We start from the raw sequence: 24,026 nt of genomic DNA on the forward strand, positions 1-24,026 counted from the left end.
TGGCATCACACTATAAAAGAAAACCCCGTTTTTGACTCCTTTTGAGCAATTTCGGGGTTTGTTTCTTCTAATATAATACCTATTTTTATGAAAAACAATAGATTGAGGTATTATGAATATGCCTTTTTATCTTAAGATAATGCATTTTCGTAATTCACTACTTTTTTCAAAAAAGCTTTAATTAGCAAACGATTTGGAGCAATACCAGAAGTAATAATTGATTTTTTAGCGTTAGTTTCTTCTGTATTTAAAGTAGAATTTGGATCTTGTTTAGTTCCCATAAACCATTGAGCGAATTCTAAATTAGAAGCAGCTCTTGAACTTTCAATTTTCTCAGATGTAGCAGTACCATTCGCTTTAATTTCGATAGTTGAAACTTTTGCAGCTTGGCTATATCCTGAAAATGAACACATAGCGAATACTACAAAAATAACTATTGAAATTAAGTTATTATTATTTCTATTTGCATTTGAATTGTTCATGGCTTTGTTCCTTTATTATTATGAAACAAATCTATTACAATAGAAATGTAGTAAAAAAAATTTCCGACAAACTACCCTAAAACTCGTTTAGCTACTGAAAAGTAAAAATGAAATAGAGATAAAAAAAGGCTTTCAAAAGAAAGCCTCTACATCTTAAGCCTGACCAGCAGGTCCAAAATTCAATGGAATTGGTGTTGGTTCCGTATCTTTTATCTCACCGTGCATATGCTCAAAACGGTTAATATTATCTCCTAATGCTTTTAATAAACGCTTAGCATGTTGCGGTGTTAAAACTATTCTTGACTTCACTTTAGCCTTTGGTACACCAGGCATAATGCTCACAAAATCCAAAACGAATTCTGAAGGTGAATGATTTATAATCGCAAGATTAGAATAAATTCCTTCAGCTGTTTTTTCGTCTAGTTCAATATTAATTTGTTCTTGTTGTTCTTTCATGTCAGATCTTTTTATAAAGTTAAAAGTAAAAAAAAATAGAAAGACTACACGAGGTAATCTTTCTATTTTTATTGAAAAGATATTATTTATTAATAAATATATTCTTCTTTGTTTGCCATCATATCGTTGTAATCTTCTTTAGAACCTACAATAGCATTATCGTACTCTCTCATACCTGTACCAGCAGGGATTCTGTGTCCTACGATAACATTCTCTTTTAATCCTTCTAAAAGATCCACTTTACCTGCAACAGCAGCCTCGTTCAATACTTTTGTTGTTTCCTGGAACGAAGCAGCAGAGATAAACGATTTCGTTTGAAGCGAAGCTCTTGTAATACCTTGTAATATTGGAGTTGCAGTAGCTGTAACTACATCACGAGCAATTACTAAGTTTTTATCAGAACGTTTCAATAAAGAGTTCTCGTCTCTCAATTGACGTGGCGTTACAATTTGACCTTCTTTTAAGTTAGAAGAATCTCCTGCATTTTCAACCACTTTCATACCATACAATTTATCGTTTTCAAGGATGAAATCTTTTGTATGAATCAATTGATCTTCTAAGAACAATGTATCTCCCGGATCCTGAACTTGTACTTTACGCATCATTTGACGGATAACCACCTCAAAGTGTTTATCGTTGATTTTTACCCCTTGCAGACGGTAAACCTCTTGAATTTCGTTTACCAAGTACTGTTGAACAGCAGATGGACCTTGAATTCTTAAGATATCGTCTGGAGTAATCGCACCGTCAGATAATGGAGAACCAGCTCTTACGAAGTCATTCTCCTGAACAAGAATTTGACTTGATAATTTCACTAAGTATTTCTTGATTTCACCAAATTTAGATTCGATGATAATCTCACGGTTACCACGTTTGATTTTACCAAAAGAAACAACTCCGTCAATTTCAGAAACCACAGCTGGGTTAGAAGGATTACGAGCCTCAAGAAGCTCAGTAATTCTTGGTAAACCTCCCGTGATATCCCCAGATTTAGAAGAACGACGAGGAATTTTAACTAATACTTTACCAGCTTTAATTTTCTCACCATTTTCTACCATAAGGTGTGCACCTACCGGTAAGTTGTAAGAACGGATTAATTCACCATCATTACCATAAACTAATAAAGTAGGAATTAATTTTTTATTTCTAGCCTCAGAGATTACTTTTTCCTGGAATCCTGTTTGCTCATCGATTTCAACCATGAACGTTTGTCCTTGCTCTAAATCTTCGTAAGCAATTTTTCCTGTAAATTCAGAAACAATTACCCCGTTATATGGATCCCATTTACAGATAACCTCTCCTTTTCCAATAGAATCTCCGTCTTTCACGAAAATACTAGATCCGTAAGGAATGTTATGTGTATTTAAAACAATACCTGTTTTCTCATCAACCAATTTCAATTCAGTAGAACGTGAAATAACGATATCCACTTCATTTCCTTCGTTATCTTCTCCTTTAACTGTTTTCAAGTCTTCTACTTCAAGTCTTCCTGGGAATTTAGCAATGATGCTAGACTCTTCAGAAATTCCTCCAGCAACCCCTCCAACGTGGAACGTACGAAGTGTTAACTGTGTACCAGGCTCTCCAATTGACTGTGCAGCAATTACACCTACAGCCTCACCTCTTTGAGTCATTTTTCCGGTAGCTAGATTACGTCCGTAACACTTAGCACAAATACCTTTTAATGCCTCACAAGTTAATGGAGAACGTACTTCAACACTTTCTAATGGTGAAGCCTCGATAGCTTTAACCACTGATTCAGTGATTTGCTCACCTGAAGCAACAATTACTTCATTAGTTAATGGATTAATTACATCTTGTAATGCAACACGTCCTAAGATTCTTTCTCCTAATGATTCAACGATTTCTTCGTTCTTTTTCAATGCAGAAACTTCAACACCTCTAAGAGTACCACAATCCTCGATGTTAACAATAACATCCTGAGAAACGTCATGTAAACGACGAGTTAAGTAACCAGCATCGGCAGTTTTAAGAGCCGTATCCGCAAGACCTTTACGAGCACCGTGAGTAGAGATAAAGTACTCAAGGATCGAAAGACCTTCCTTAAAGTTAGAAAGAATCGGGTTTTCAATAATTTCACCACCACCAGCAGTCGATTTTTTAGGCTTAGCCATCAAACCACGCATACCAGTTAACTGACGAATCTGTTCTTTAGATCCACGAGCTCCAGAATCAAGCATCATATACACAGAGTTGAATCCTTGTTGGTCTTCTCTAATGTTTTTCATTGCTAACTCTGTCAATTGAGCATTTGCAGAAGTCCATACGTCAATTACCTGGTTATAACGTTCGTTATTAGTAATAAGACCCATGTTATAGTTCATAGAAATTCCTTCTACCTGCTCTCTTGCATCAGCAATCAATTGTGTTTTTTGCTCTGGAATTCTAATATCACCTAATGAGAATGATAATCCTCCGCGGAATGCGAATTTATATCCCATATCTTTCATATTATCCAAGAAAGCAGCCGTTTCAGGCACACTTGTTGAATTTAATACGTGACCGATAATATCTCTTAAGTTTTTCTTAGTTAATACCTCATTGATATATCCTGCCGCTGGAGGTACTACTTCGTTAAATAATACACGTCCTGCAGTTGTTTGGATAATTTTGTATACTAATTCTCCTTCTTCATTCAAATCTTTTGCTCTAATTTTCACACGAGCATTCAATTCTAATCTTCCTTCATTCAATGCAATGTTTACTTCCTCAGCAGAGTAGAAAGTTAAACCTTCTCCTAAGATTTTTTTCTCTGGAGTAGACAAACGCTCTTTGGTCATATAATAAAGACCCAAAACCATGTCCTGAGATGGTACCGTAATAGGTGCACCATTAGCAGGGTTCAAGATATTGTGAGAAGCAAGCATTAATAATTGCGCTTCAAGGATTGCTTCTGGTCCTAATGGTAAGTGAACCGCCATCTGGTCACCATCGAAATCGGCGTTGAATGCCGTACACGTTAATGGGTGTAATTGGATAGCTTTTCCTTCAATTAATTTTGGTTGGAAAGCCTGAATACCCAAACGGTGCAACGTAGGAGCACGGTTCAGTAATACTGGGTGTCCTTTGATTACATTTTCAAGAATATCCCAAACTACCGGCTCTTTTTTATCGATGATCTTTTTAGCCGACTTAACAGTTTTTACAATACCTCTTTCAATCAATTTGCGGATTACGAAAGGTTTGTATAACTCAGCAGCCATATCTTTTGGAAGACCACACTCATACATTTTCAACTCAGGTCCAACAACAATTACCGAACGAGCAGAATAATCCACACGTTTACCAAGTAAGTTTTGACGGAAACGTCCTTGTTTACCTTTTAAGGAATCAGATAATGATTTCAAAGGTCTGTTTGATTCTGTTTTAACAGCAGAAGCTTTACGAGTGTTATCAAATAATGAATCTACCGATTCCTGTAACATACGTTTTTCATTTCTCAAGATTACTTCAGGAGCTTTAATCTCCATTAATCTTTTCAAACGGTTGTTACGGATAATTACACGACGATATAAATCATTTAAATCTGAAGTTGCAAAACGACCTCCATCAAGTGGCACTAACGGACGTAATTCTGGTGGAATAACAGGAACCACTTTCATAATCATCCATTCCGGACGGTTTTCGCGGTTTTCGTTAGACTCACGGAATGACTCAACAACTTGTAATCTTTTTAAAGCTTCAGTTTTACGTTGTTTAGACGTTTCGTTGTTAGCGCTGTGTCTTAGCTCATAAGATAAAGCATCTAAGTCAATACGAGCTAACAAATCCATAATACACTCTGCTCCCATTTTGGCAACAAATTTATTTGGATCAAAATCATCTAAATATTGATTATCCTGTGGAAGAGTATCTAAAATATTCAAATATTCTTCTTCAGTTAAGAAATCTAATCTTTGTAATGATTCACCATCAGCATTTTTAGCAATACCTGGTTGAATTACCACATATCTTTCATAATAGATAATCATATCTAATTTCTTAGACGGAAGACCTAGAATGTATCCAATTTTATTTGGAAGAGAACGGAAATACCAAATGTGAGCAATTGGCACCACCAAGTTGATGTGTCCAACTCTATCTCTACGCACTTTTTTCTCCGTAACTTCAACCCCACAACGGTCACAAATGATTCCTTTATAACGGATTCTTTTGTATTTACCACAAGCACATTCAAAATCTTTTACAGGACCGAAAATACGCTCACAGAAAAGACCGTCACGTTCTGGTTTGTGCGTTCTATAATTGATAGTTTCCGGCTTCAACACCTCACCTCTTGATTCTTTCAAGATTGATTCAGGAGAAGCTAATCCTATCGAAATTTTGTCAAACCTTTTTACTTGGTTTTTCTCTTTATTGTTTCTATTATTCATCATAGTTTTTACTATTGATTTATTTGCAATTAAAAATTGATTTTGGTCTTTAAGTTTAAAAACCACTACCTCGAATTACTTCTCTAAACTTTAATTCTTCATTAAAGTGCTAGTTATAAAACCAAACGGTTCTATAAAAAATCGGAACGGTTTACGGGTATAAATCTTGAAAACTAATTTAAAAGCGTTTAGTGTTTGATTGCATTTCTGCAACCAAACACTATTCACTGAATACTATTCTTCTAATCTAATGTCTAATCCAAGACCTTTCAATTCATGCATCAATACATTGAATGATTCTGGCAATCCTGGTTCTGGCATTGTTTCACCTTTTACGATAGCCTCGTAAGTTTTAGCTCTACCAATTACGTCATCAGACTTCACAGTTAAGATTTCTCTAAGTGTACTAGAAGCACCATAAGCCTCAAGTGCCCAAACCTCCATCTCTCCAAAACGCTGACCTCCAAATTGAGCCTTACCTCCAAGTGGTTGTTGTGTAATCAACGAGTATGGACCGATAGAACGTGCGTGCATCTTATCATCAACCATGTGTCCTAATTTCAACATATAGATAACACCTACAGTTGCTGGTTGGTGGAAACGCTCACCAGTACCTCCGTCATATAAATAAGTATGCCCGAATCTTGGAATTCCAGCTTCATCAGTTAAAGCATTAATCTGATCTAAAGTTGCACCGTCAAAAATTGGAGTAGCATATTTTCTACCTAATTTTTGTCCAGCCCATCCAAGAACCGTTTCGTAAATCTGACCAATGTTCATACGTGAAGGTACCCCAAGAGGGTTCAATACGATATCAACTGGTGTTCCGTCTTCCAAGAAAGGCATATCTTCATGACGAACAATACGAGCAACGATACCTTTGTTACCGTGACGTCCTGCCATCTTATCCCCTACTTTCAACTTACGTTTCTTAGCAATGTAAACTTTAGCTAATTTCAAGATTCCTGATGGTAATTCATCCCCAACAGTAATCGTGAATTTCTCTCTTCTTAAAGCTCCTTGTAAATCGTTCAACTTAATTTTATAGTTATGAATCAAATCATTAACTAATTTATTAGTTGCATCATCAGCTACCCATTGACCTTTGCTTAAGTGAGCAAAATCTTCAACAGCGTAAAGCATTTTTTGAGTATATTTTTTACCTTTTGGTAAAACTTCTTCACCCAAATCGTTCATTACACCTTGTGATGTTTTTCCGTTTACGATTAAGAAAAGTTTCTCAATTAATCTATCTTTTAATTCTGTAAATTTAACTTCGAACTCCATTTCCAATGCTCCTAAAGCATCTTTATCCTGAGTACGTTTACGTTTGTCTTTTACAGCTCTTGCAAATAATTTTTTGTCTAAAACTACACCATGTAAAGATGGAGAAGCTTTCAACGAAGCATCTTTTACATCACCAGCTTTATCACCGAAGATTGCTCTTAACAATTTCTCTTCAGGAGTTGGATCAGATTCTCCTTTAGGCGTAATTTTTCCGATAAGAATATCACCAGGTTTTACCTCTGCACCAATTCTAATCATACCGTTTTCATCTAAGTCTTTAGTAGCCTCTTCAGAAACGTTTGGAATATCATTCGTTAATTCTTCATTACCTAATTTAGTATCTCTTACCTCTAAAGAATAATCGTCAACGTGTATAGATGTAAAGATATCATCACGAACAACTTTCTCAGAAATTACAATCGCATCCTCGAAGTTGTACCCTTTCCATGGCATGAACGCAACTTTTAAGTTTCTACCTAAAGCTAATTCTCCATTTTGAGTAGCATAACCTTCTGATAATACTTGTCCAGGAATTACTCTATCACCTTTTCTTACGATAGGTTTCAAGTTAATACTTGTTCCTTGATTTGTTTTTCTGAATTTTATTAAGTTATATGTTTTCTCATCAGCATCAAAACTTACCATTCTTTCTTCTTCAGAACGATCGTATTTGATAGTAATGATATTAGCATCAACATATTCTACAGTACCGTGTCCTTCAGCGTTTATCAACACTCTGGAATCAGAGGCAACCTGACGCTCTAAACCTGTACCTACAATTGGAGCTTCAGGACGAATCAATGGAACGGCCTGACGCATCATGTTCGATCCCATCAACGCACGGTTCGCATCATCATGCTCCAAGAAAGGAATCAAAGATGCTGAAATCGATGCAATTTGGTTAGGAGCAACGTCGGTATAATGTACCGCAGCAGGTTCAACAACAGGGAAATCTCCTTCTTCACGAGCAATAACATTGCTAGCAGTGATTTTTCCATTATCATCCATTTCAATGTTTGCTTGCGCAATCATTTTTCCTTCTTCTTCTTCAGCACTTAAATAAGTTGGTTCAGAAACTAAATCAACAACTCCATCAGCAACTTTACGATAAGGAGTTTCAATGAATCCCATTCCGTTTACTTTAGCATAAACTCCAAGAGAAGAAATCAAACCAATGTTTGGTCCCTCAGGAGTTTCAATAGGACATAAACGTCCGTAGTGCGTGTAGTGAACGTCACGAACCTCAAATCCGGCTCTTTCTCTCGAAAGTCCACCTGGTCCAAGTGCAGATAATCTTCTTTTGTGTGTAATCTCAGCTAATGGATTCGTTTGATCCATAAATTGAGATAACTGGTTCGTACCAAAGAAAGAGTTGATAACTGATGATAATGTTTTAGCATTAATCAAATCAATTGGTGTAAACACCTCGTTATCTCTAACGTTCATTCTCTCACGAATAGTTCTAGCCATACGTGCTAAACCAACACCGAATTGTTGAGACAATTGTTCTCCAACTGTTCTCACACGACGGTTTGATAAGTGGTCAATATCATCGATATCCGCTTTAGCGTTAATCAACTCAATTAAATACTTAACGATAGTAATGATATCTTCTTTGGTCAAAACTTGTTTGTCCATTGGGATATCAAGATTTAATTTTTTGTTCATTCTGTAACGACCTACTTCACCTAAGTTGTAACGTTGGTCAGAGAAGAACAATTTATCTATAATACCACGAGCAGTTTCCTCATCAGGCGGTTCAGCGTTACGCAACTGACGGTAGATGTGCTCTACAGCTTCTTTTTCAGAGTTTGTTGGGTCTTTTTGTAATGTATTGTGGATAATTGCATAATCAGCTTGATTAGCATCCTCTTTATGTAACAAAATAGACTTAACATTAGATTCGATGATCTCTTCCACATTATCTTTGTCAATAATAGTGTCACGATCAAGGATAATCTCGTTACGTTCGATAGAAACTACCTCACCAGTATCTTCATCAACGAAATCCTCATGCCATGTATTCAATACACGTGCAGCCAATTTTCTACCAATATATTTTTTAAGTCCTGTTTTAGAAACTTTAATTTCTTCTGCTAAGTCGAAAATTTCAAGAATATCCTTATCTCTTTCGAAACCAATAGCACGGAATAAAGTGGTTACAGGTAATTTTTTCTTTCTATCGATATAAGCATACATAACGCTATTGATATCAGTAGAAAATTCAATCCAGGATCCTTTAAAAGGAATTACTCTGGCAGAATATAATTTTGTTCCATTTGCGTGGAATGATTGTCCGAAGAAAACTCCAGGAGATCTGTGAAGCTGAGAAACAACAACACGCTCAGCACCATTAATAACGAAAGTTCCGCTAGGAGTCATGTAAGGAATGGTACCTAAGTATACATCCTGAACAATAGTTTCGAAATCTTCGTGCTCTGGGTCAGTACAATATAGTTTTAACCTTGCTTTTAAAGGTACACTATGAGTTAAACCTCTCTCAATACATTCTTGAATTGTGTAACGTGGTGGATCAACAAAATAATCCAGAAACTCCAATACAAAGTTATTTCTTGTATCTGTAATTGGAAAGTTTTCCATGAAGGTGTTGTATAAACCTTCGTTGCCTCTTTCGTCAGATTTAGTTTCTAATTGAAAAAAATCTTGAAAAGATTTTACCTGAACATCCAAAAAATCCGGATACTGAGGTATGTTTTTTGTAGAGGCAAAATTCAATCTTTCAGTCTGATTTGTTATCATCAATGGACAAAATTTTGATTAAAAAAAAGTAGTTTTTGTTTGTGTAAAAACACATTGTTTAATGGATACTTTCTTTTTTATAATCAACACATCTTTAAAAATAATCCAAGTACCAGCCTATTTTTTTTCTTCGTGTTGATCAAAAACTTTTTCGTATTTATAAACGAATATTTATAATAAAATTGGAACTATTTCATTATACGAAAAATGGTTTAGGCTTGAGTGGTTAAACTCAAGACCTAAACCTTGTTCTTAAAACTGTTTAAACTTATTTAAGCTCAACTACAGCTCCAGCTTCTTCTAAAGATTTTTTAAGACCTTCAGCCTCTTCTTTAGAAACACCTTCTTTAACGTTAGATGGAGCACCGTCTACTACGTCTTTAGCTTCTTTAAGACCTAAACCAGTTAATTCTTTAACTAATTTAACTACTGCTAATTTAGAAGCACCAGCCTCTTTCAATACAACAGTAAATTCAGTTTGCTCTTCAACAGCAGCACCACCGTCAGCACCACCAGCTACAACTACAGCAGCAGCTGCAGGCTCGATACCATACTCATCTTTTAATATTGTTGCTAATTCGTTAACTTCTTTAACTGTTAAGTTAACTAATTGTTCTGCGAATTGTTTCAAATCTGCCATTTTTTCTATCTTTTAAAATGATTTGTAAAAATTATAATTTATTTATTGTGCGCAATTTTATAAACAGAGCGCAAACTCTGTTTGATTATGCTTCTGTTTCTTCTCCCGCAAACTGGTTTTGAAGAGCAGAAATAATTCTTTGAGCTGGAGATTGTAATAATCCAATGATTTCTCCAATAAGTTCTTCTTTAGATTTGATAGTAGCTAAAGCATCTAATTGCTCATCACCAATATAAATCTCAGAATTAATATAAGCTCCTTTTAAAACAGGTTTTGCTGCTTTCTTTCTGAATTCTTTAATAATTTTTCCAGGAGCATTAGCAACATCTGCAATAAGAATAGCGCTGTTACCAGTCAATACTGAAGGTAAATCACCATAATCATTTTCAGAAGCTTCCATTGCTTTAGCAAGCAAAGTGTTCTTTACAACTTCTAATTTAATACCAGCTTTAAAACAAGCTCTTCTTAAGTTTGAAGTTGATTCTGCATCAAGTCCAGAAATATCAGATACATAAATAATATTAGTACCAGCTAACTGTGCAGTTAAATTTTCAATCGCGATTGATTTTTCTTCTCTAGTCATACTAAAAATTTTTAACTACCAATTATACTGCTTTTGGGTCTAATGCAATAGCAGGACTCATTGTGCTTGTAAGGTGAATACCCTTAATATAGGTACCTTTAGCAGCAGTTGGCTTAAGTTTGATTAATGTTTGAATAATTTCGTGTGCGTTCTCAACGATTTGCTCAGCTCCAAAAGAAACTTTACCAATTCCTGCATGCACGATACCAGTTTTATCAACTTTAAAGTCAATTTTACCAGCTTTAACCTCTGCTACAGCTTTAGCAACATCCATAGTTACTGTACCTGTTTTAGGGTTAGGCATTAAACCTCTAGGTCCTAAAATACGACCTAATGGACCTAATTTACCCATAACAGCTGGCATAGTGATGATAACATCTACATCTGTCCAACCATCTTTAATTTTTTGTAAGTAATCATCAAGACCTACGTAATCAGCACCAGCTTCTTTAGCTTCAGCTTCTTTATCAGGAGTAACTAATGCTAATACTTTTACATCTTTTCCAGTTCCATGAGGTAAAGTTACTACACCTCTCACCATTTGATTCGCTTTTCTTGGATCAACTCCTAAACGTACTGCGATATCAACAGACTCATCAAATTTTGCAGAAGCAACCACTTTAATTAATGCAGCAGCATCTTTTAAAGAGTATAATTTGTTCTTTTCAATTTTTGAAGCAGCCTCTTTTTGCTTTTTTGTCAATTTTGCCATGTCTTTCTCTTAATTAAAAAGGAGCGTCTCCTGATACAGTTATACCCATAGATCTAGCTGTTCCAGCAACCATACTCATAGCTTTCTCGATTGTAAAAGCATTTAAGTCTGGCATTTTGTCTTCAGCAATAGCTCTAATTTGTTCCCAAGTAACGCTAGCTACTTTTTTACGATTAGGCTCACCTGAACCAGATTTTAGCTTTGCAGCTTCCAATAACTGAACTGCTGCAGGAGGAGTCTTAACAACAAAATCGAATGATTTGTCTTTATACACAGTAATTTGTACTGGGCATATTTTGCCAGGTTTATCTTGTGTTCTAGCATTAAATTGCTTACAGAACTCCATGATGTTAACCCCAGCAGCTCCTAAAGCAGGTCCAACCGGTGGCGACGGATTCGCAGCACCTCCCTTAACTTGTAGTTTAACTACCTTACTAATTTCTTTAGCCATTTTTTAAAAAATTTAACACAACAATTTACGGAAGCAATTGAAGTGATTATTATAGTGTAACGAAAATTATACTTTTTCAACTTGCATAAAACTCAACTCTAATGGTGTCTTTCTACCGAAAATTTTAACCATAACCTCAAGTTTACGCTTTTCTTCATTAATTTTTTCAACTGAACCATTGAAACCATTAAAAGGCCCATCAATAACCTTAACTGTTTCACCCAAGCTGAATGGTATCGCTTTATTATCTGTGTTGACAGCTAATTCATCTACTTTACCTAGCATTCTATTAACTTCAGAAAGTCTAAGAGGAACAGGCTCCCCTCCTTTAGTCTCACCTAAGAAACCAATAACACTTGTTACCGATTTAATAATATGAGGTATTTCTCCAATTAAATTAGCCTCTATCATAACATAGCCAGGAAAATATACTTTCTCCTTAACTAGCTTCTTACCATCTTTTACTGATACTACTTTCTCTGTAGGAACAAGAACTTGAGACACATAATCAGACATCCCTAATCTAGCGATTTCTGTTTCTATATATGCCTTAACTTTATTTTCCTGTCCACTTACTGCACGAACTACGTACCATTTTTTAACATTATTATCTGCCATAATAAAAAACTACGCTTTTAACCAGTTAAAAAATCCTTCCAATGCATTTGCAAAAAACTCATCCACTCCCCAAGTAGCTAAAGCAAATAGTACCGAAAAAACAGCCACAATAATTGTTAGACTTTGCACCTCAGCCCATTCTGGCCAAGTTACATTTGACTTCAATTCTTCAAATGCTTCTGATATGTAATTAACAATTTTTGCCATTATGATATTTTTTTTTTGCACGGGCGGAGGGATTCGAACCCCCATCAACGGTTTTGGAGACCGCTATTCTACCCTTGAACTACGCCCGTATAAAAACCAGTGTCGGTTTAAAACGACACTGGTTTTAAATTTATTTATAGAATAATTACTCTACGATTTCAGTTACCTGACCAGCACCTACTGTTCTACCTCCTTCACGGATAGCAAAACGTAAACCTACGTTCATAGCGATTGGACTTAACAACTCAACATTGATAGTTAAGTTATCCCCTGGCATAACCATCTCTACTCCTTCTGGTAAAGTAATAACTCCTGTTACGTCAGTTGTACGTACGTAGAACTGTGGACGGTAGTTATTATGGAATGGAGTGTGACGTCCACCTTCTTCTTTTTTCAAGATATAAACCTCAGCTTTGAATTTTTTGTGTGGCTTAACAGATCCTGGCTTGATGATAACCATACCACGTTTGATATCAGCTTTATCAATACCTCTTAACAATAAACCTACGTTATCTCCAGCTTCACCTCTATCAAGGATTTTACGGAACATCTCAACTCCAGTGATTGTAGAAGTTAATTTCTCAGCTCCCATACCGATGATCTCAACAGGATCTCCAGTATTAGCAACTCCAGTTTCGATACGACCTGTAGCAACAGTTCCACGACCTGTAATTGTAAATACGTCCTCAACTGGCATCAAGAATGGTTTGTTAACATCACGCTCTGGCTCTTCGATCCAAGCATCAACAGCTTCCATTAATTCGATAATTTTAGGTACCCAGTTTGGATCATTGTTCAATCCTCCTAAAGCAGATCCTTGGATTACAGGACAGTTATCTCCATCATACTCATAGAAAGATAATAAATCTCTGATTTCCATTTCAACTAACTCTAACAACTCAGCATCGTCAACCATATCCACTTTGTTCATGAAAACAACGATACGTGGAATACCTACCTGACGTCCTAAAAGGATGTGCTCACGAGTTTGTGGCATTGGACCATCTGTAGCAGCAACTACTAAGATAGCACCGTCCATTTGAGCAGCTCCAGTAACCATGTTCTTAACGTAATCCGCGTGACCTGGACAGTCAACGTGAGCGTAGTGACGGTTAGCTGTTTCATACTCTACGTGAGATGTATTAATAGTAATACCTCTTTCTTTCTCTTCTGGAGCGTTATCGATTTGATCAAAAGACTTTGCTTGACAGTATCCTGCATCAGATAATACCTTAGTGATTGCAGCAGTCAAAGTAGTCTTTCCGTGATCTACGTGTCCGATAGTACCAATATTTAAGTGTGGTTTCGAACGATTAAAACTTTCTTTTGCCATTTTACTTAATTTTTAATCTTAGTTATATATTAATTTCAATTTCCTACTTAATTGAGCCAATGACGGGATTTGAACCCGTGACCTCTTCCTTACCAAGGAAGCACTCTACCCCTGAGCTACACCGGCAGAGAGTTCTGATTTCAGACTTTTGAATTCAGATTTCTAATTTTTAAATCAAAAACCTAAAATCCAAAATCCAAACTTCTTTTTTTTGTGGGAAGAGCAGGATTCGAACCTGCGAAGGTTACCCAACGGATTTACAGTCCGTCCTCGTTGGCCGCTTGAGTATCTTCCCTAACCTTATTACAATATTTCAAAAAGAGCCGATAGAGGGACTCGAACCCACGACCTGCTGATTACAAATCAGCTGCTCTAGCCAGCTGAGCTACATCGGCTTTTACAATAAAAAAAGTCCGCTATTTCTAACGGACTGCAAATGTATAGATTTTATCTCTCAATCAAAACATTTTTTGAAAAAATTTTAAATTATATATGCGCTCTTATTTTTTCTTTTCTTTTTACTAGCAAACGCTCTAGTGATTCCGCCGACAATTCCACCGCTTCCTCAAAAGTCTTACACTGTTTTTTCACAAGGAAATCATCTCCAGGTACATTAATTTTGACCTCTACAATTTTATTTTCTTTTTCACTGGTTTTTTCCACCTTTAAATAAACATCTGAAGAAACAACCTTATCATAATACTTTTCTAATTTATCCATTCTTCCTTGAACAAAATTCACTAGCTTTCCATCAACATTAAAGTTAACAGCATGAACATTTACCTTCATAATCAAAATTTTTATGGTTAAACTTTAGAGTCATCATTCCCTCTGGGATGTGCACCAACATATATTTTTTTCAACTCCAATAAACTATTATGAGTATAAACCTGCGTTGAAGCCAAACTAGAATGCCCTAACAACTCTTTTACTGAATTCAAATCAGCTCCGTTATTTAATAAATGAGTTGCAAATGTATGCCGAAGCATATGCGGACTTCTTTTTACCTTTTCGGAGACTTTACTAAAATAAGAATTTATTAATCGATACACAAAAGTTTCATTTAATTTTAACCCTTTTTCCGTTAAAAAAAAATAACCTGCATCCTCAATTCTTTGCAAACCCTCTCTCTCCTTAATATACAACCGCATCTGATCAAGAACAATATCCAACACTGGAATAACACGCTCTTTATTTCTTTTCCCTAAAACTTTAATAGTTTTAGAAGAAAAATCTACTGCATCCAATTGTAGATTAATCAATTCAGCTCTCCTAACACCTGTTGAATACAATAATTCCACCAACAACTTATCCCTCACAGCCGAAAAACCATCTTCTTTTTGAATAATTTCCAAAACCTGCTCTAACTCTTTTTCAGAAAAAGGAATCTGCACTTTTTTAGAAACCTTCAAAGCACGATGCTTCAACAAAGGACTAACTTCAATTTGTTTAATTTTTAAAAGAAATTTATAGAAAGCTTTTAACGAAGCCACCTTTCTATTCACCGAAAGAGTAGACAAACCCGATTCCACCAAAAACACCAACCAAGAGCGAATTTGAACATACTCCACCCCACTTATATCTTGCTGCTCAAAATTCACCAAATTATATTGCTGAAATTCAGAAACATCTTTAACATAAGCTCCAACCGTATGAAGAGAATATTTTTTCTCTTTTTGCAAATAATCCGCAAAGGCATCCAAATTTATAACCATAAAAAAAACCGTTAGCATCAAATTTATAAAAAATCTGACCACTAACGGTTATTATTTGTTTCAAAAAGTAACTACTAACTCTCTAAGCTGTCTTTCAAACTTTGGATATAAGCCGCTTTTTGGAATTTCATTCTGTTTTTAACAGACGGTTTAATGAAAGCTGTACGTGCTCTTAATTGACGAACTGTTCCAGTTTTATCAAATTTTCTTTTATAGCGCTTTAATGCTCTATCGATATTTTCTCCGTCTTTAATTGGTATAATTAACATAATTTTGACACCTCCTCTCGTTAAGGCTGCAAAAGTATAAATTAATTATGAATTATTAGTTATTAATTCTAAATTATTTTAAAAGAATATAGAGACAAGAAAAAAGAGAATAGACTAAAAGCATTCTGCTTTCTAAAATTATCCTTTCAACAAATTTCTTGAAATTACCACTTTTTGAATTTCAGTAGTTCCTTCTCCTATCGTACATAATTTAGCATCACGATAAAATTTTTCAACAGGAAAATCTTTGGTAAAACCATACCCCCCATGAATCTGAACTGCCTCACTTGCTACTTTTACACAAACCTCAGAAGCATACATCTTAGCCATGGCTCCCGCCGTAGTTACCGGACGATGTTGTTCTTTCAAGAAAGCTGCCTTATGCAACAACAATTCAGAAGCCTCAATTTCAGTAGCCATATCTACTAATTTAAAAGACACTCCTTGAAATTCCGAAATTGGTTTACCAAACTGATATCTTTCTTTAGAATATTTCAATGCTGCTTCATAAGCTCCTTTGGCAATACCTAATGACAATGCTCCAATCGAAATACGGCCACCATCCAAAATTTTCATTGCTTGTATGAATCCTTCACCAACCTCTCCCAAACGATTTGCATCCGGTATACGACAATTATCAAAAATTAATTCAGCCGTTTCACTGGCGCGCATTCCTAATTTATTTTCTTTTTTTCCGGAAGTAAATCCCGGTGTTCCTTTTTCAAAAACAAAAGCAGTCATCCCACGAGAATCTCCTTTTTCACCAGTACGAACAATCACCACGGCAATATCCCCAGAAATAGCATGTGTTATAAAATTCTTAGCTCCATTAACAATCCAATAATCCCCATCTTTTTTTGCCGTTGTATTCATACCAGCAGCATCCGAACCTGTATTATGTTCTGTTAAACCCCAAGCACCAATATGTTCCCCCGAAGCTAATTTTGGAATCCATTTCTTTTTTTGCTCTTCATTACCAAAAGTCAAAATATGATTCGTACACAAAGAATTATGTGCCGCTACCGATAAACCTATAGAAGGATCTACTTTAGATATTTCTTCAACAATCGTTATATATTCATGATACCCTAATCCAGAACCACCAAGTTCTTCAGGAACTAAAATCCCCATAAACCCCATTGCACCCAGCTCTCTAAAAAGCTCAACCGGAAATAGCTGCGCCTCATCCCATTCCATTATATGAGGTCTAATATTTTTTTCAGCAAAATCTCTTATAGATTCTGCAATCATATTTTGTGTTTCGCTATTATCAAAATGCATCATTATGGCTTATTTTTTTAAAAGTTCAAATATAAACCAATTATACTTTCTTTATCAACTGGAAATCCTTTAATTTTTCTTAAATCTCCTGCATTCTTAATATCTCCATTCATACTCCTGTAAATAACGATTTCTCTGGCTAGATTATACTTAAAATAAGGGAACTGAGCCAGTTCTTTAATGGAAGCATTATTAATATCGATTTTTTTGATATTCGAAAGTGACCCCACTTTAAATCCCGAATTCAAACGACCTACAACTTCTGGTGACAAACCCCAAACATCATTCATTTGTTCCATAGAAACAAAACCTCCCAAACTTTCTTTCAATTTTAATATTCGAGTTGAAATAGCTTCTCCTATCCCGTAAATTTTTATTAAATCTTCCTGAGTTGCTTGATTAATATCTTTAACAATTAACTTTTCTTTCTTCGAATAATGATCAAACTTATTATTCGAAAAAGCAATTGGTTTAAATTCTTTTTTGTGCTTTACCCAATCCGGAAATTTAAAATAAGGAGCAATACGATTCAACAAAGAATCAGAAACACCAGTCACCATCTGAAACTCTTTGGCTGAATTCACATATTTATTTTCTTTTCTAAAAGCATGCAACCGATCTATCTCCGCTACCGACATTCCTAATTGATAACCTTTATAATCCGAAATAAAATTAGGATTAAACGGATACATTTCCCGAATTCGATTTTTCAGATTGTTTTCCATTGAATCCATTTGAGATTCTAACGCAAGCCATTGCTGCTTTTCAGGATTTTTCTTAGAAACCAAACTAAAATCGCAAAAGAAATAAAGTATTTGCAACACAATAATTATAAAAAGCAACAAAAAAACTCCCTTTTGCTGATCTTTAGTAAATTTAAAATTGTTACTAATCATTTTTAAATCCATTTGTATCTATCAAATATTATTCTGAATAAATATAAAAAATAAACCTATTAAAAATTAATTATACACAAAGAAAACCCAAACAAAAAACCAATTTAACACTAATACTACAACTTAAACCCAAAGTCATTGTTTTTTTCATAAAAAACAATACTTTTGACGAGAAACAACATCAAAACTCAAAACCATGTCTATTTGGAACAAGAAACCACTAGTTAAACTTATGGCTGAAGCTGAAGATTCAGAAAAGGGATTAAAACGAACTCTTACAGCCTGGTCATTAATTGCCTTAGGAATCGGCGCTATTATTGGAGCGGGATTATTTGTAAGAACAGCAACAGCAGCGGCACAAAGTGCTGGCCCCTCTGTTACGCTTGGCTTCGTAGTCGCAGCAATAGGTTGTGCTTTGGCAGGACTTTGCTATGCCGAATTATCTTCTTCTATACCCATTTCCGGAAGTGCCTATACCTATACTTATGCAACAATGGGTGAATTTCTAGCTTGGATTATTGGTTGGGACTTAATTTTAGAATATGCTGTAGGAGCTGCTACAGTAGGGATTGCATGGAGTGAATACCTCAATGATTTGTTAGTCAACATCCTTCACACAAACCCCATCCCTTTTGAATTTTCACATTCACCGTTTCAAACCTCCCCAGATGGTCTTCATCATGGAATCATTAACTTACCCGCATTATTTATAGTATCCATTATCAGTTTACTACTAATTAAGGGTATTCAGGAATCGGCCTTTGTTAATGGATTAATAGTTATTCTTAAAACGGCTATTGTAATCCTTATAATATTTATTGGATGGAAATTCATAAACCCTGTCAACCACACTCCTTATATCCCTCAAAGTTCTGTTTTTACTGATGAACATGGAATAGACCATTCTTTTGGAGGAATTATGGGGATTCTTGGTGCAGCCGGAACTGTTTTCTTTGCTTTCATTGGGTTTGATGCAGTAAGTACAGCTGCTCAGGAAACAAAAAATCCAAAAACAGCAATGCCTATTGGAATCTTAGGATCATTAGCCATTTGTACCATATTATATATTCTTTTTGCGCACGTACTTACAGGTGTTGCTACAGTAGAAGATTTTAGAACCGGTGGAAAAGAAGCTTCAGTAGCATTTGCCATCAACAAATACATGATAGGCTATGAATGGCTTGGAGAATTTGTTACCATCGCAATTTTAGCAGGTTTCTCTTCAGTAATCTTGGTATTACTTTTAGGTCAATCCAGAGTTTTTTATGCTATGGGTAGAGACGGTTTGTTACCTAAAATGTTTAGTGATGTACATCCTAAGTTCAAAACCCCATACAAAGCTAATCTTGCAATCCTTATAATTGTTGGCGGATTTGCTGCATTTATTCCCGGAGACATTGTGGGAGATATGACAAGTATTGGGACATTATTTGCATTTGCTTTGGTTTGTATCTCTGTAATTATTCTACGAAAGAAAGAACCTAATATGGTTAGAGAGTTCAAAACCCCTTTCGTACCTTTAGTACCAGTCCTAGGTGCTCTTGTATGTCTGGCAATGATGTATGGTCTGGGATGGATTAACTGGATGCGACTTTTTGTTTGGATGGGTCTTGGAGTAGTCGTTTATTTCTCTTACGGTAGAAAAAACAGTGTTTTAAATAATCCCGAAGAAACAAAATAAAACAAAATACTTCATAAAAAACCCTCTGAGATTTTAATTTCAGAGGGCTTTTTTTTATAAATCAAAAACAGATGTTCGTTTAGCTCTAATCAAATCCTTCAATCGAATCCAAAAGGCTAAGGTTAAATAGACTCCAAATCCTAATCCTACAGTTACAAAAGAAATATAAATAAAAAATAGGCGCACACTAGTTACACGCATCCCTAATTTATCGGCAAGACGTGATGAAACATGAAATCCGTATTTTTCGAAAAAAAACTTAAGTTTTAAAATTGCTGACATTCTTAATCCTTTTGTGATTGGGTAAAAATACGAAATTAAAACATTACCGAGTTTCAAATTAACGAATAACCTAATCAAGCATTTTTTAACAGAGCCGTGCCAATAGCACAATCCAAACATCTACCTCCAGCACAATATTCATTTTTTAATTGCAATAAAGATTGGGTCTCAAAAGCATTAGCCGCTTTTAAACCAAAAGATTCAAACTTTTCAATAATTGTATTTTTTTCTGGCGAAACCTCGGCCTGCATTGCTACTAAATCTTCTGTCATTTCCTTACCAAGACTTTTAGCATAAGCAAACTGAACAGGTATAATCGTATTAATCAATAATAAATCGACGAAAGACTTGGATAATCTTTTAGATTTTTTTGGACTTTCTTTATCAAATTGATAATGCGTTTCCCAATAAGCAGAAGTACTTAATTGAAACAATTCATACACCTTTTCGAGTTTTAAAATAGTATTGATTTTAGAAAATAGATTTTGATGTAAATGATACAAATGCGCTAATTGAGACAATCGAATATTAGGAAAATTATCGGGACGATGTTTAAAAAACTGTACTTGACCTTCCGATTTTGATTCTAATTGGTATTTGTGAAGCAAATAAAAATATCGGAATTTTAAATCTTTAAAATAATTATCTTCTTTATCCCCATCCAGCAAACCGGCTTTACCCAGCAATAATGCTTCCAGATTTTCTACTTCAAAACTTTCTTTTCGAATAATGTCAAAAGGTATCGATTGAGCTATCTTTAAAAAGACCTCACCATTTGTATTCAATCCAAAATTTTTAGACAGCATACAAAACAACACTGCTTCCCAATCATTATTCGTTTGCGCTAATAACTCATAAATAGCTTTTGATTTTCGCTCTAAACGCTCAAAAAACAAACGTTCCTGCCAATTTTTTAAAAGAAAATCATCTACATCCTTCAGCTTTTTTTCGCAAAAAATCCATGATTTTGGAACTATCAACTGCTCATAATTATTTAGAACAGCCTTATCAACAAAATTTTTAAGCTCTAACACAGGAATTTCAGAATTGTTTTTCCTAAAAACCTCAGTATCATGCTCCCAAACTACATGAAGAATTACATTTTCATAAGCAGTATCTTTTTCATGATGATGTACATACCAATCGGAAGATTTAAGATGAATTTCTACATTCCCAGCCCATTTTTGATTTCCAATAACAATTTGGGCATTAAAAAAATCAGGCCCAGCCTGCTGTAAATATTGACCTGTTTGTATAATCGAAATTGCTTCACCGTTTGTTGTTTGCAAATCGAACGTATTCCACTTTTTATATTTCCATAAATAATGCAAAAAATCTTCTTTCATCTTAATGAACTAAAAGTTAGCACACTAATTTAATGAAAAAACCTACACCTAAAATATTTTTAGCGCATTAAATACAATTGAGCACAAGCTCTGGCATCCGACAATGCTTCATGATGATTTAGGGAAATATTCATGACTTTACAACAATCACTAAGTTTTGTAGGTTTTACTCCTTTGGCTTTATAAATTTTCACTGTACACTCCCATTTATCAGCAATGTTTAAATCGGTATAATTTAAGCCGTAATATGCCATTGATTTAGCCAAAACATTACGATCAAAACTTTCATTGTGTGCTACAACCACTCTGTTTTGTAGCCGTTTTTGAATTTCTGGAAAAACCTGAAGAAAATTTTGAGCCCTGGCTGTATCGCTAGGGTAAATTCCATGAACTTGAATCGTAAAAGGATTATATTGATTATTAGGTGGCTGAATTAAAGTAACAAACTCATCAACTACAATTCCGTTTTCAACTGTAACAATACCAACAGAACAAGGATGAAAAGCGGTTGCTATTTCAAAATCGATGGCAGTAAAAGTCATATTGATTTAGTTAAAGAAATTCCAAATCAAACCAAAACGGATCGTCATATCACGGTATGGATTAGTAGGAGATGAATAATAATTATTTCCAGTATAAGCTGAATTGAAGTGCTCCGCTTTTAGATAAACTCTTGTTCTTTGAATTTTGGCATTAATAAAAAAATCAAGGTTAGGATAATTTCCAATTTGTTTTTGCTGTTGCACAAAAAACTCACCAATAACAGGATTGTAATCATTAGCATAAAACTTTGTAAAATAATTCAATGTAATTCCTGTTTGAATAAACAAAGCACGTTGAAAGAAATAATTACTATAGTAAATTGTATTTCGGGTCACTAAATCAGGTACATTTAAAACCGCTTCGTTTTGTTCTGTTTTTTGATACAATACAGTGTTATTCAAAGCAAATTTCCCAAAAGTAAGTTCTTTGCTCAACTTAAGAGAAAGATATTTTATTGTTCCTCCAAATTGGCTTGGTGTCACAATTTGTTGTGTTGCATCGGTGGCCGTATTTTTAAAATACAAATAATCTGTTAATGTTGATAATTGTAAAGAGGCATCAAACCAAGGTGTCACTACTGCACCACTAAGCACATTGATTTTCTCATTATTAAAGCTATTTGACCAATTAAAACTTTCATATTCACTTTGGTACAAATTATAAATATCATTCGGTAATTTACTTATGTTTTGGTACCCAAAAACAAACTGAAAATCATCATTCAAATCATAATTTAACTTTGCATCTATATTAGAAATTGATTGTTTACTTATAGATTTAGAAAGCAAAAACTTACCATGCCATTTGTTTTTCCAATACTCATATTGCCCTCCTACATTATTTATAGTACGAGATAAAGTTGAAGGAATATCACCGGAATCCAATATTAAAATTCGATTGTAATAAAAATTACTTCTAAAATCATCTATAAAAAACTGAAACTTTCCTAAGGTTGTATTTTCATAGACTAAACCAGCTTTATTGTACATTTTGTTATAATGGGTTTGGTCCTTCAAATTAGAGGTTACTACCGCATCTCCAAAACGTTTAATAGATTGTGTACCAACAGCAGACTCTAAAGTAGGTTGATAATACTGAAACATTTTATTTTCATAATTTAACTGATGCGTTACATATAAATTATTAGCTGCAGCAGTTGGATTGACTCTAAATATATGATCTACAAAGATGCGTTTGGCTCTTAAAAAAGATTCTGCATCGGTCAAATAAACCTGCAAACGTTGTCTGTTAGTGTACTTTGTATCTCCACTTTCAAAATCTTCAGGAGTTGTTATACCGCCATTCTCTTCATTTAATGCATCCTGAGAAGTAAAATGTGAATTAATTAAATAGCGTTTACTTTTAGTATGGTAACTCATCATAAATCGAAAACTTCCTGTAGTGGTTAACTGATTGATGTATTTCCCTTCTGAACGCAAACCCTTATACGCAATAGACAAATTTAAATTTGGCGATGGATTAACCGTAAAATAGGAATCAACCGAATGCCCTTTGGCTAAAATGGATTTAAAATACAATTCGGTTACAGGAGTTGCTACAGAGGCATAACGAATTTGATTTGCTTCTAAAAAATTAAAATGTTTGGCTTTAAAACCCATTTCCGGATAAGCCGATTGCTCCGTCAAACTATACTGAAGTGTATTATAAGCTTGTCCCTCATTTGGGAAAGCTAATAAACCAAACAAATCTCTTCGAAGAAAATTATGACTGTATTCTCGTTCAATTGTTAACGAAGTATCTAAATAAGTAGTGTCGCGCTCTAAAGTAATAAATCGATACATATCTATTGTTGCTACTTTAGCAGTATCTTTTTCTTTTCCACCCTTTAATCGATCTGCAAAACTTCTTTTTTGAGTTTCGTTTTCTCTTGGATCTTTCTTTTGAGAAAATAGCATTGCAGGCAGTACAAGAAAATATATAAAAAGGAGAATTCTCATTCGAAACACTGTATAATTTGGGTTTATTTTTAAACTAACTTTGGAGCAAAGGTAAACGATAAAACCGTATAAAAAAACAACTTAATTGCTTCAAATTATAAGCAAACGTTAGAATAAAGAACTATTATCTTA

At 34.7% G+C, this 24,026-nt stretch carries 21 protein-coding genes and 4 tRNA genes; 1 reads left to right on the forward strand and 24 read right to left on the reverse strand.

Annotated elements, in window-relative coordinates:
* Window positions 1-131: 131 nt before the first annotated feature.
* The 20 genes from AAEO59_RS01315 to AAEO59_RS01410 all read right to left on the reverse strand — a co-directional run bounded on the left by AAEO59_RS01315 (window position 132) and on the right by AAEO59_RS01410 (window position 18,084).
* On the reverse strand, window positions 132-482 hold the full coding sequence (locus AAEO59_RS01315; protein ID WP_341698958.1) for a hypothetical protein: 351 nt from the start codon (window positions 480-482) through the stop codon (window positions 132-134).
* Between the two features lie 153 nt (window positions 483-635).
* Complete coding sequence (locus tag AAEO59_RS01320; protein ID WP_341698959.1) at window positions 636-938, reverse strand: DUF3467 domain-containing protein; 303 nt, start codon at window positions 936-938, stop codon at window positions 636-638.
* An 89-nt stretch (window positions 939-1,027) separates the two neighbouring features.
* The gene (rpoC, locus tag AAEO59_RS01325) at window positions 1,028-5,335 is read right to left on the reverse strand and encodes a DNA-directed RNA polymerase subunit beta' (RefSeq protein ID WP_341698960.1); all 4,308 of its coding nucleotides are present in this window, start codon (window positions 5,333-5,335) and stop codon (window positions 1,028-1,030) included.
* Window positions 5,336-5,566: 231 nt separating this feature from the next.
* Window positions 5,567-9,379: a DNA-directed RNA polymerase subunit beta gene (gene rpoB / locus AAEO59_RS01330; protein ID WP_341698961.1), complete on the reverse strand. Its 3,813-nt coding sequence runs from the start codon at window positions 9,377-9,379 to the stop codon at window positions 5,567-5,569.
* Between the two features lie 268 nt (window positions 9,380-9,647).
* Window positions 9,648-10,019, reverse strand: a complete 372-nt coding sequence (rplL, locus tag AAEO59_RS01335) for a 50S ribosomal protein L7/L12 (RefSeq protein ID WP_066324984.1) — start codon at window positions 10,017-10,019, stop codon at window positions 9,648-9,650.
* A gap of 85 nt (window positions 10,020-10,104) precedes the next feature.
* Window positions 10,105-10,602 (reverse strand): 50S ribosomal protein L10, encoded by a 498-nt coding sequence (rplJ, locus tag AAEO59_RS01340; RefSeq protein ID WP_066324987.1) that lies wholly within the window; start codon window positions 10,600-10,602, stop codon window positions 10,105-10,107.
* 22 nt (window positions 10,603-10,624) lie between these two features.
* The gene (rplA, locus tag AAEO59_RS01345; protein ID WP_278035061.1) at window positions 10,625-11,314 is read right to left on the reverse strand and encodes a 50S ribosomal protein L1; all 690 of its coding nucleotides are present in this window, start codon (window positions 11,312-11,314) and stop codon (window positions 10,625-10,627) included.
* 13 nt (window positions 11,315-11,327) lie between these two features.
* Complete coding sequence (rplK, locus tag AAEO59_RS01350) at window positions 11,328-11,765, reverse strand: 50S ribosomal protein L11 (protein ID WP_066324992.1); 438 nt, start codon at window positions 11,763-11,765, stop codon at window positions 11,328-11,330.
* A 66-nt stretch (window positions 11,766-11,831) separates the two neighbouring features.
* Window positions 11,832-12,383 carry a transcription termination/antitermination protein NusG gene (nusG, locus tag AAEO59_RS01355; protein WP_341698962.1) on the reverse strand — a complete coding sequence of 184 codons (552 nt, stop codon included), beginning with the start codon at window positions 12,381-12,383 and terminating at the stop codon, window positions 11,832-11,834.
* 9 nt (window positions 12,384-12,392) lie between these two features.
* The gene (gene secE, locus AAEO59_RS01360; protein WP_278035059.1) at window positions 12,393-12,590 is read right to left on the reverse strand and encodes a preprotein translocase subunit SecE; all 198 of its coding nucleotides are present in this window, start codon (window positions 12,588-12,590) and stop codon (window positions 12,393-12,395) included.
* Window positions 12,591-12,608: 18 nt separating this feature from the next.
* A tRNA-Trp gene (locus tag AAEO59_RS01365) sits at window positions 12,609-12,679 on the reverse strand.
* 56 nt (window positions 12,680-12,735) lie between these two features.
* Window positions 12,736-13,923, reverse strand: a complete 1,188-nt coding sequence (gene tuf, locus AAEO59_RS01370) for an elongation factor Tu (RefSeq protein WP_341698963.1) — start codon at window positions 13,921-13,923, stop codon at window positions 12,736-12,738.
* A 54-nt stretch (window positions 13,924-13,977) separates the two neighbouring features.
* Window positions 13,978-14,049: transfer RNA gene (locus AAEO59_RS01375), tRNA-Thr, on the reverse strand.
* A gap of 88 nt (window positions 14,050-14,137) precedes the next feature.
* A tRNA-Tyr gene (locus AAEO59_RS01380) sits at window positions 14,138-14,218 on the reverse strand.
* 26 nt (window positions 14,219-14,244) lie between these two features.
* Window positions 14,245-14,318 (reverse strand) — tRNA-Thr (locus AAEO59_RS01385).
* A 91-nt stretch (window positions 14,319-14,409) separates the two neighbouring features.
* Window positions 14,410-14,712, reverse strand: coding sequence for a ribosome hibernation-promoting factor, HPF/YfiA family (gene hpf, locus AAEO59_RS01390; RefSeq protein ID WP_341698964.1), 303 nt, complete (start codon window positions 14,710-14,712; stop codon window positions 14,410-14,412).
* A gap of 17 nt (window positions 14,713-14,729) precedes the next feature.
* Window positions 14,730-15,638, reverse strand: coding sequence for a tyrosine-type recombinase/integrase (locus AAEO59_RS01395; protein ID WP_341698965.1), 909 nt, complete (start codon window positions 15,636-15,638; stop codon window positions 14,730-14,732).
* Window positions 15,639-15,712: 74 nt separating this feature from the next.
* Complete coding sequence (gene rpsU / locus AAEO59_RS01400) at window positions 15,713-15,907, reverse strand: 30S ribosomal protein S21 (protein ID WP_026713289.1); 195 nt, start codon at window positions 15,905-15,907, stop codon at window positions 15,713-15,715.
* Between the two features lie 138 nt (window positions 15,908-16,045).
* On the reverse strand, window positions 16,046-17,188 hold the full coding sequence (locus AAEO59_RS01405; RefSeq protein WP_341699119.1) for an acyl-CoA dehydrogenase family protein: 1,143 nt from the start codon (window positions 17,186-17,188) through the stop codon (window positions 16,046-16,048).
* Window positions 17,189-17,205: 17 nt separating this feature from the next.
* Window positions 17,206-18,084 carry a ComEA family DNA-binding protein gene (locus tag AAEO59_RS01410; RefSeq protein WP_341698966.1) on the reverse strand — a complete coding sequence of 293 codons (879 nt, stop codon included), beginning with the start codon at window positions 18,082-18,084 and terminating at the stop codon, window positions 17,206-17,208.
* Window positions 18,085-18,280: 196 nt separating this feature from the next.
* Here AAEO59_RS01410 and AAEO59_RS01415 point away from each other — a divergent pair, with 196 nt between their 5' ends.
* Window positions 18,281-19,765, forward strand: a complete 1,485-nt coding sequence (locus AAEO59_RS01415) for an amino acid permease (RefSeq protein WP_341698967.1) — start codon at window positions 18,281-18,283, stop codon at window positions 19,763-19,765.
* Window positions 19,766-19,819: 54 nt separating this feature from the next.
* Here AAEO59_RS01415 and AAEO59_RS01420 read toward each other — a convergent pair whose 3' ends face one another.
* From AAEO59_RS01420 to AAEO59_RS01435, 4 genes are all read right to left on the reverse strand, one after another.
* Window positions 19,820-20,047 carry a PspC family transcriptional regulator gene (locus tag AAEO59_RS01420; protein WP_066310221.1) on the reverse strand — a complete coding sequence of 76 codons (228 nt, stop codon included), beginning with the start codon at window positions 20,045-20,047 and terminating at the stop codon, window positions 19,820-19,822.
* A gap of 74 nt (window positions 20,048-20,121) precedes the next feature.
* On the reverse strand, window positions 20,122-21,393 hold the full coding sequence (locus AAEO59_RS01425) for a DUF2851 family protein (protein ID WP_341698969.1): 1,272 nt from the start codon (window positions 21,391-21,393) through the stop codon (window positions 20,122-20,124).
* 59 nt (window positions 21,394-21,452) lie between these two features.
* A complete protein-coding gene (locus AAEO59_RS01430) occupies window positions 21,453-21,935 on the reverse strand; it encodes a 3'-5' exonuclease (protein ID WP_341698970.1) in 483 nt (160 codons plus the stop codon).
* 6 nt (window positions 21,936-21,941) lie between these two features.
* On the reverse strand, window positions 21,942-23,894 hold the full coding sequence (locus AAEO59_RS01435; RefSeq protein ID WP_341698971.1) for a putative porin: 1,953 nt from the start codon (window positions 23,892-23,894) through the stop codon (window positions 21,942-21,944).
* Window positions 23,895-24,026 lie beyond the last annotated feature (132 nt).

Origin of the sequence: Flavobacterium flavipallidum, from assembly GCF_038289905.1 — a bacterium.
GTDB lineage: Bacteria > Bacteroidota > Bacteroidia > Flavobacteriales > Flavobacteriaceae > Flavobacterium > Flavobacterium flavipallidum.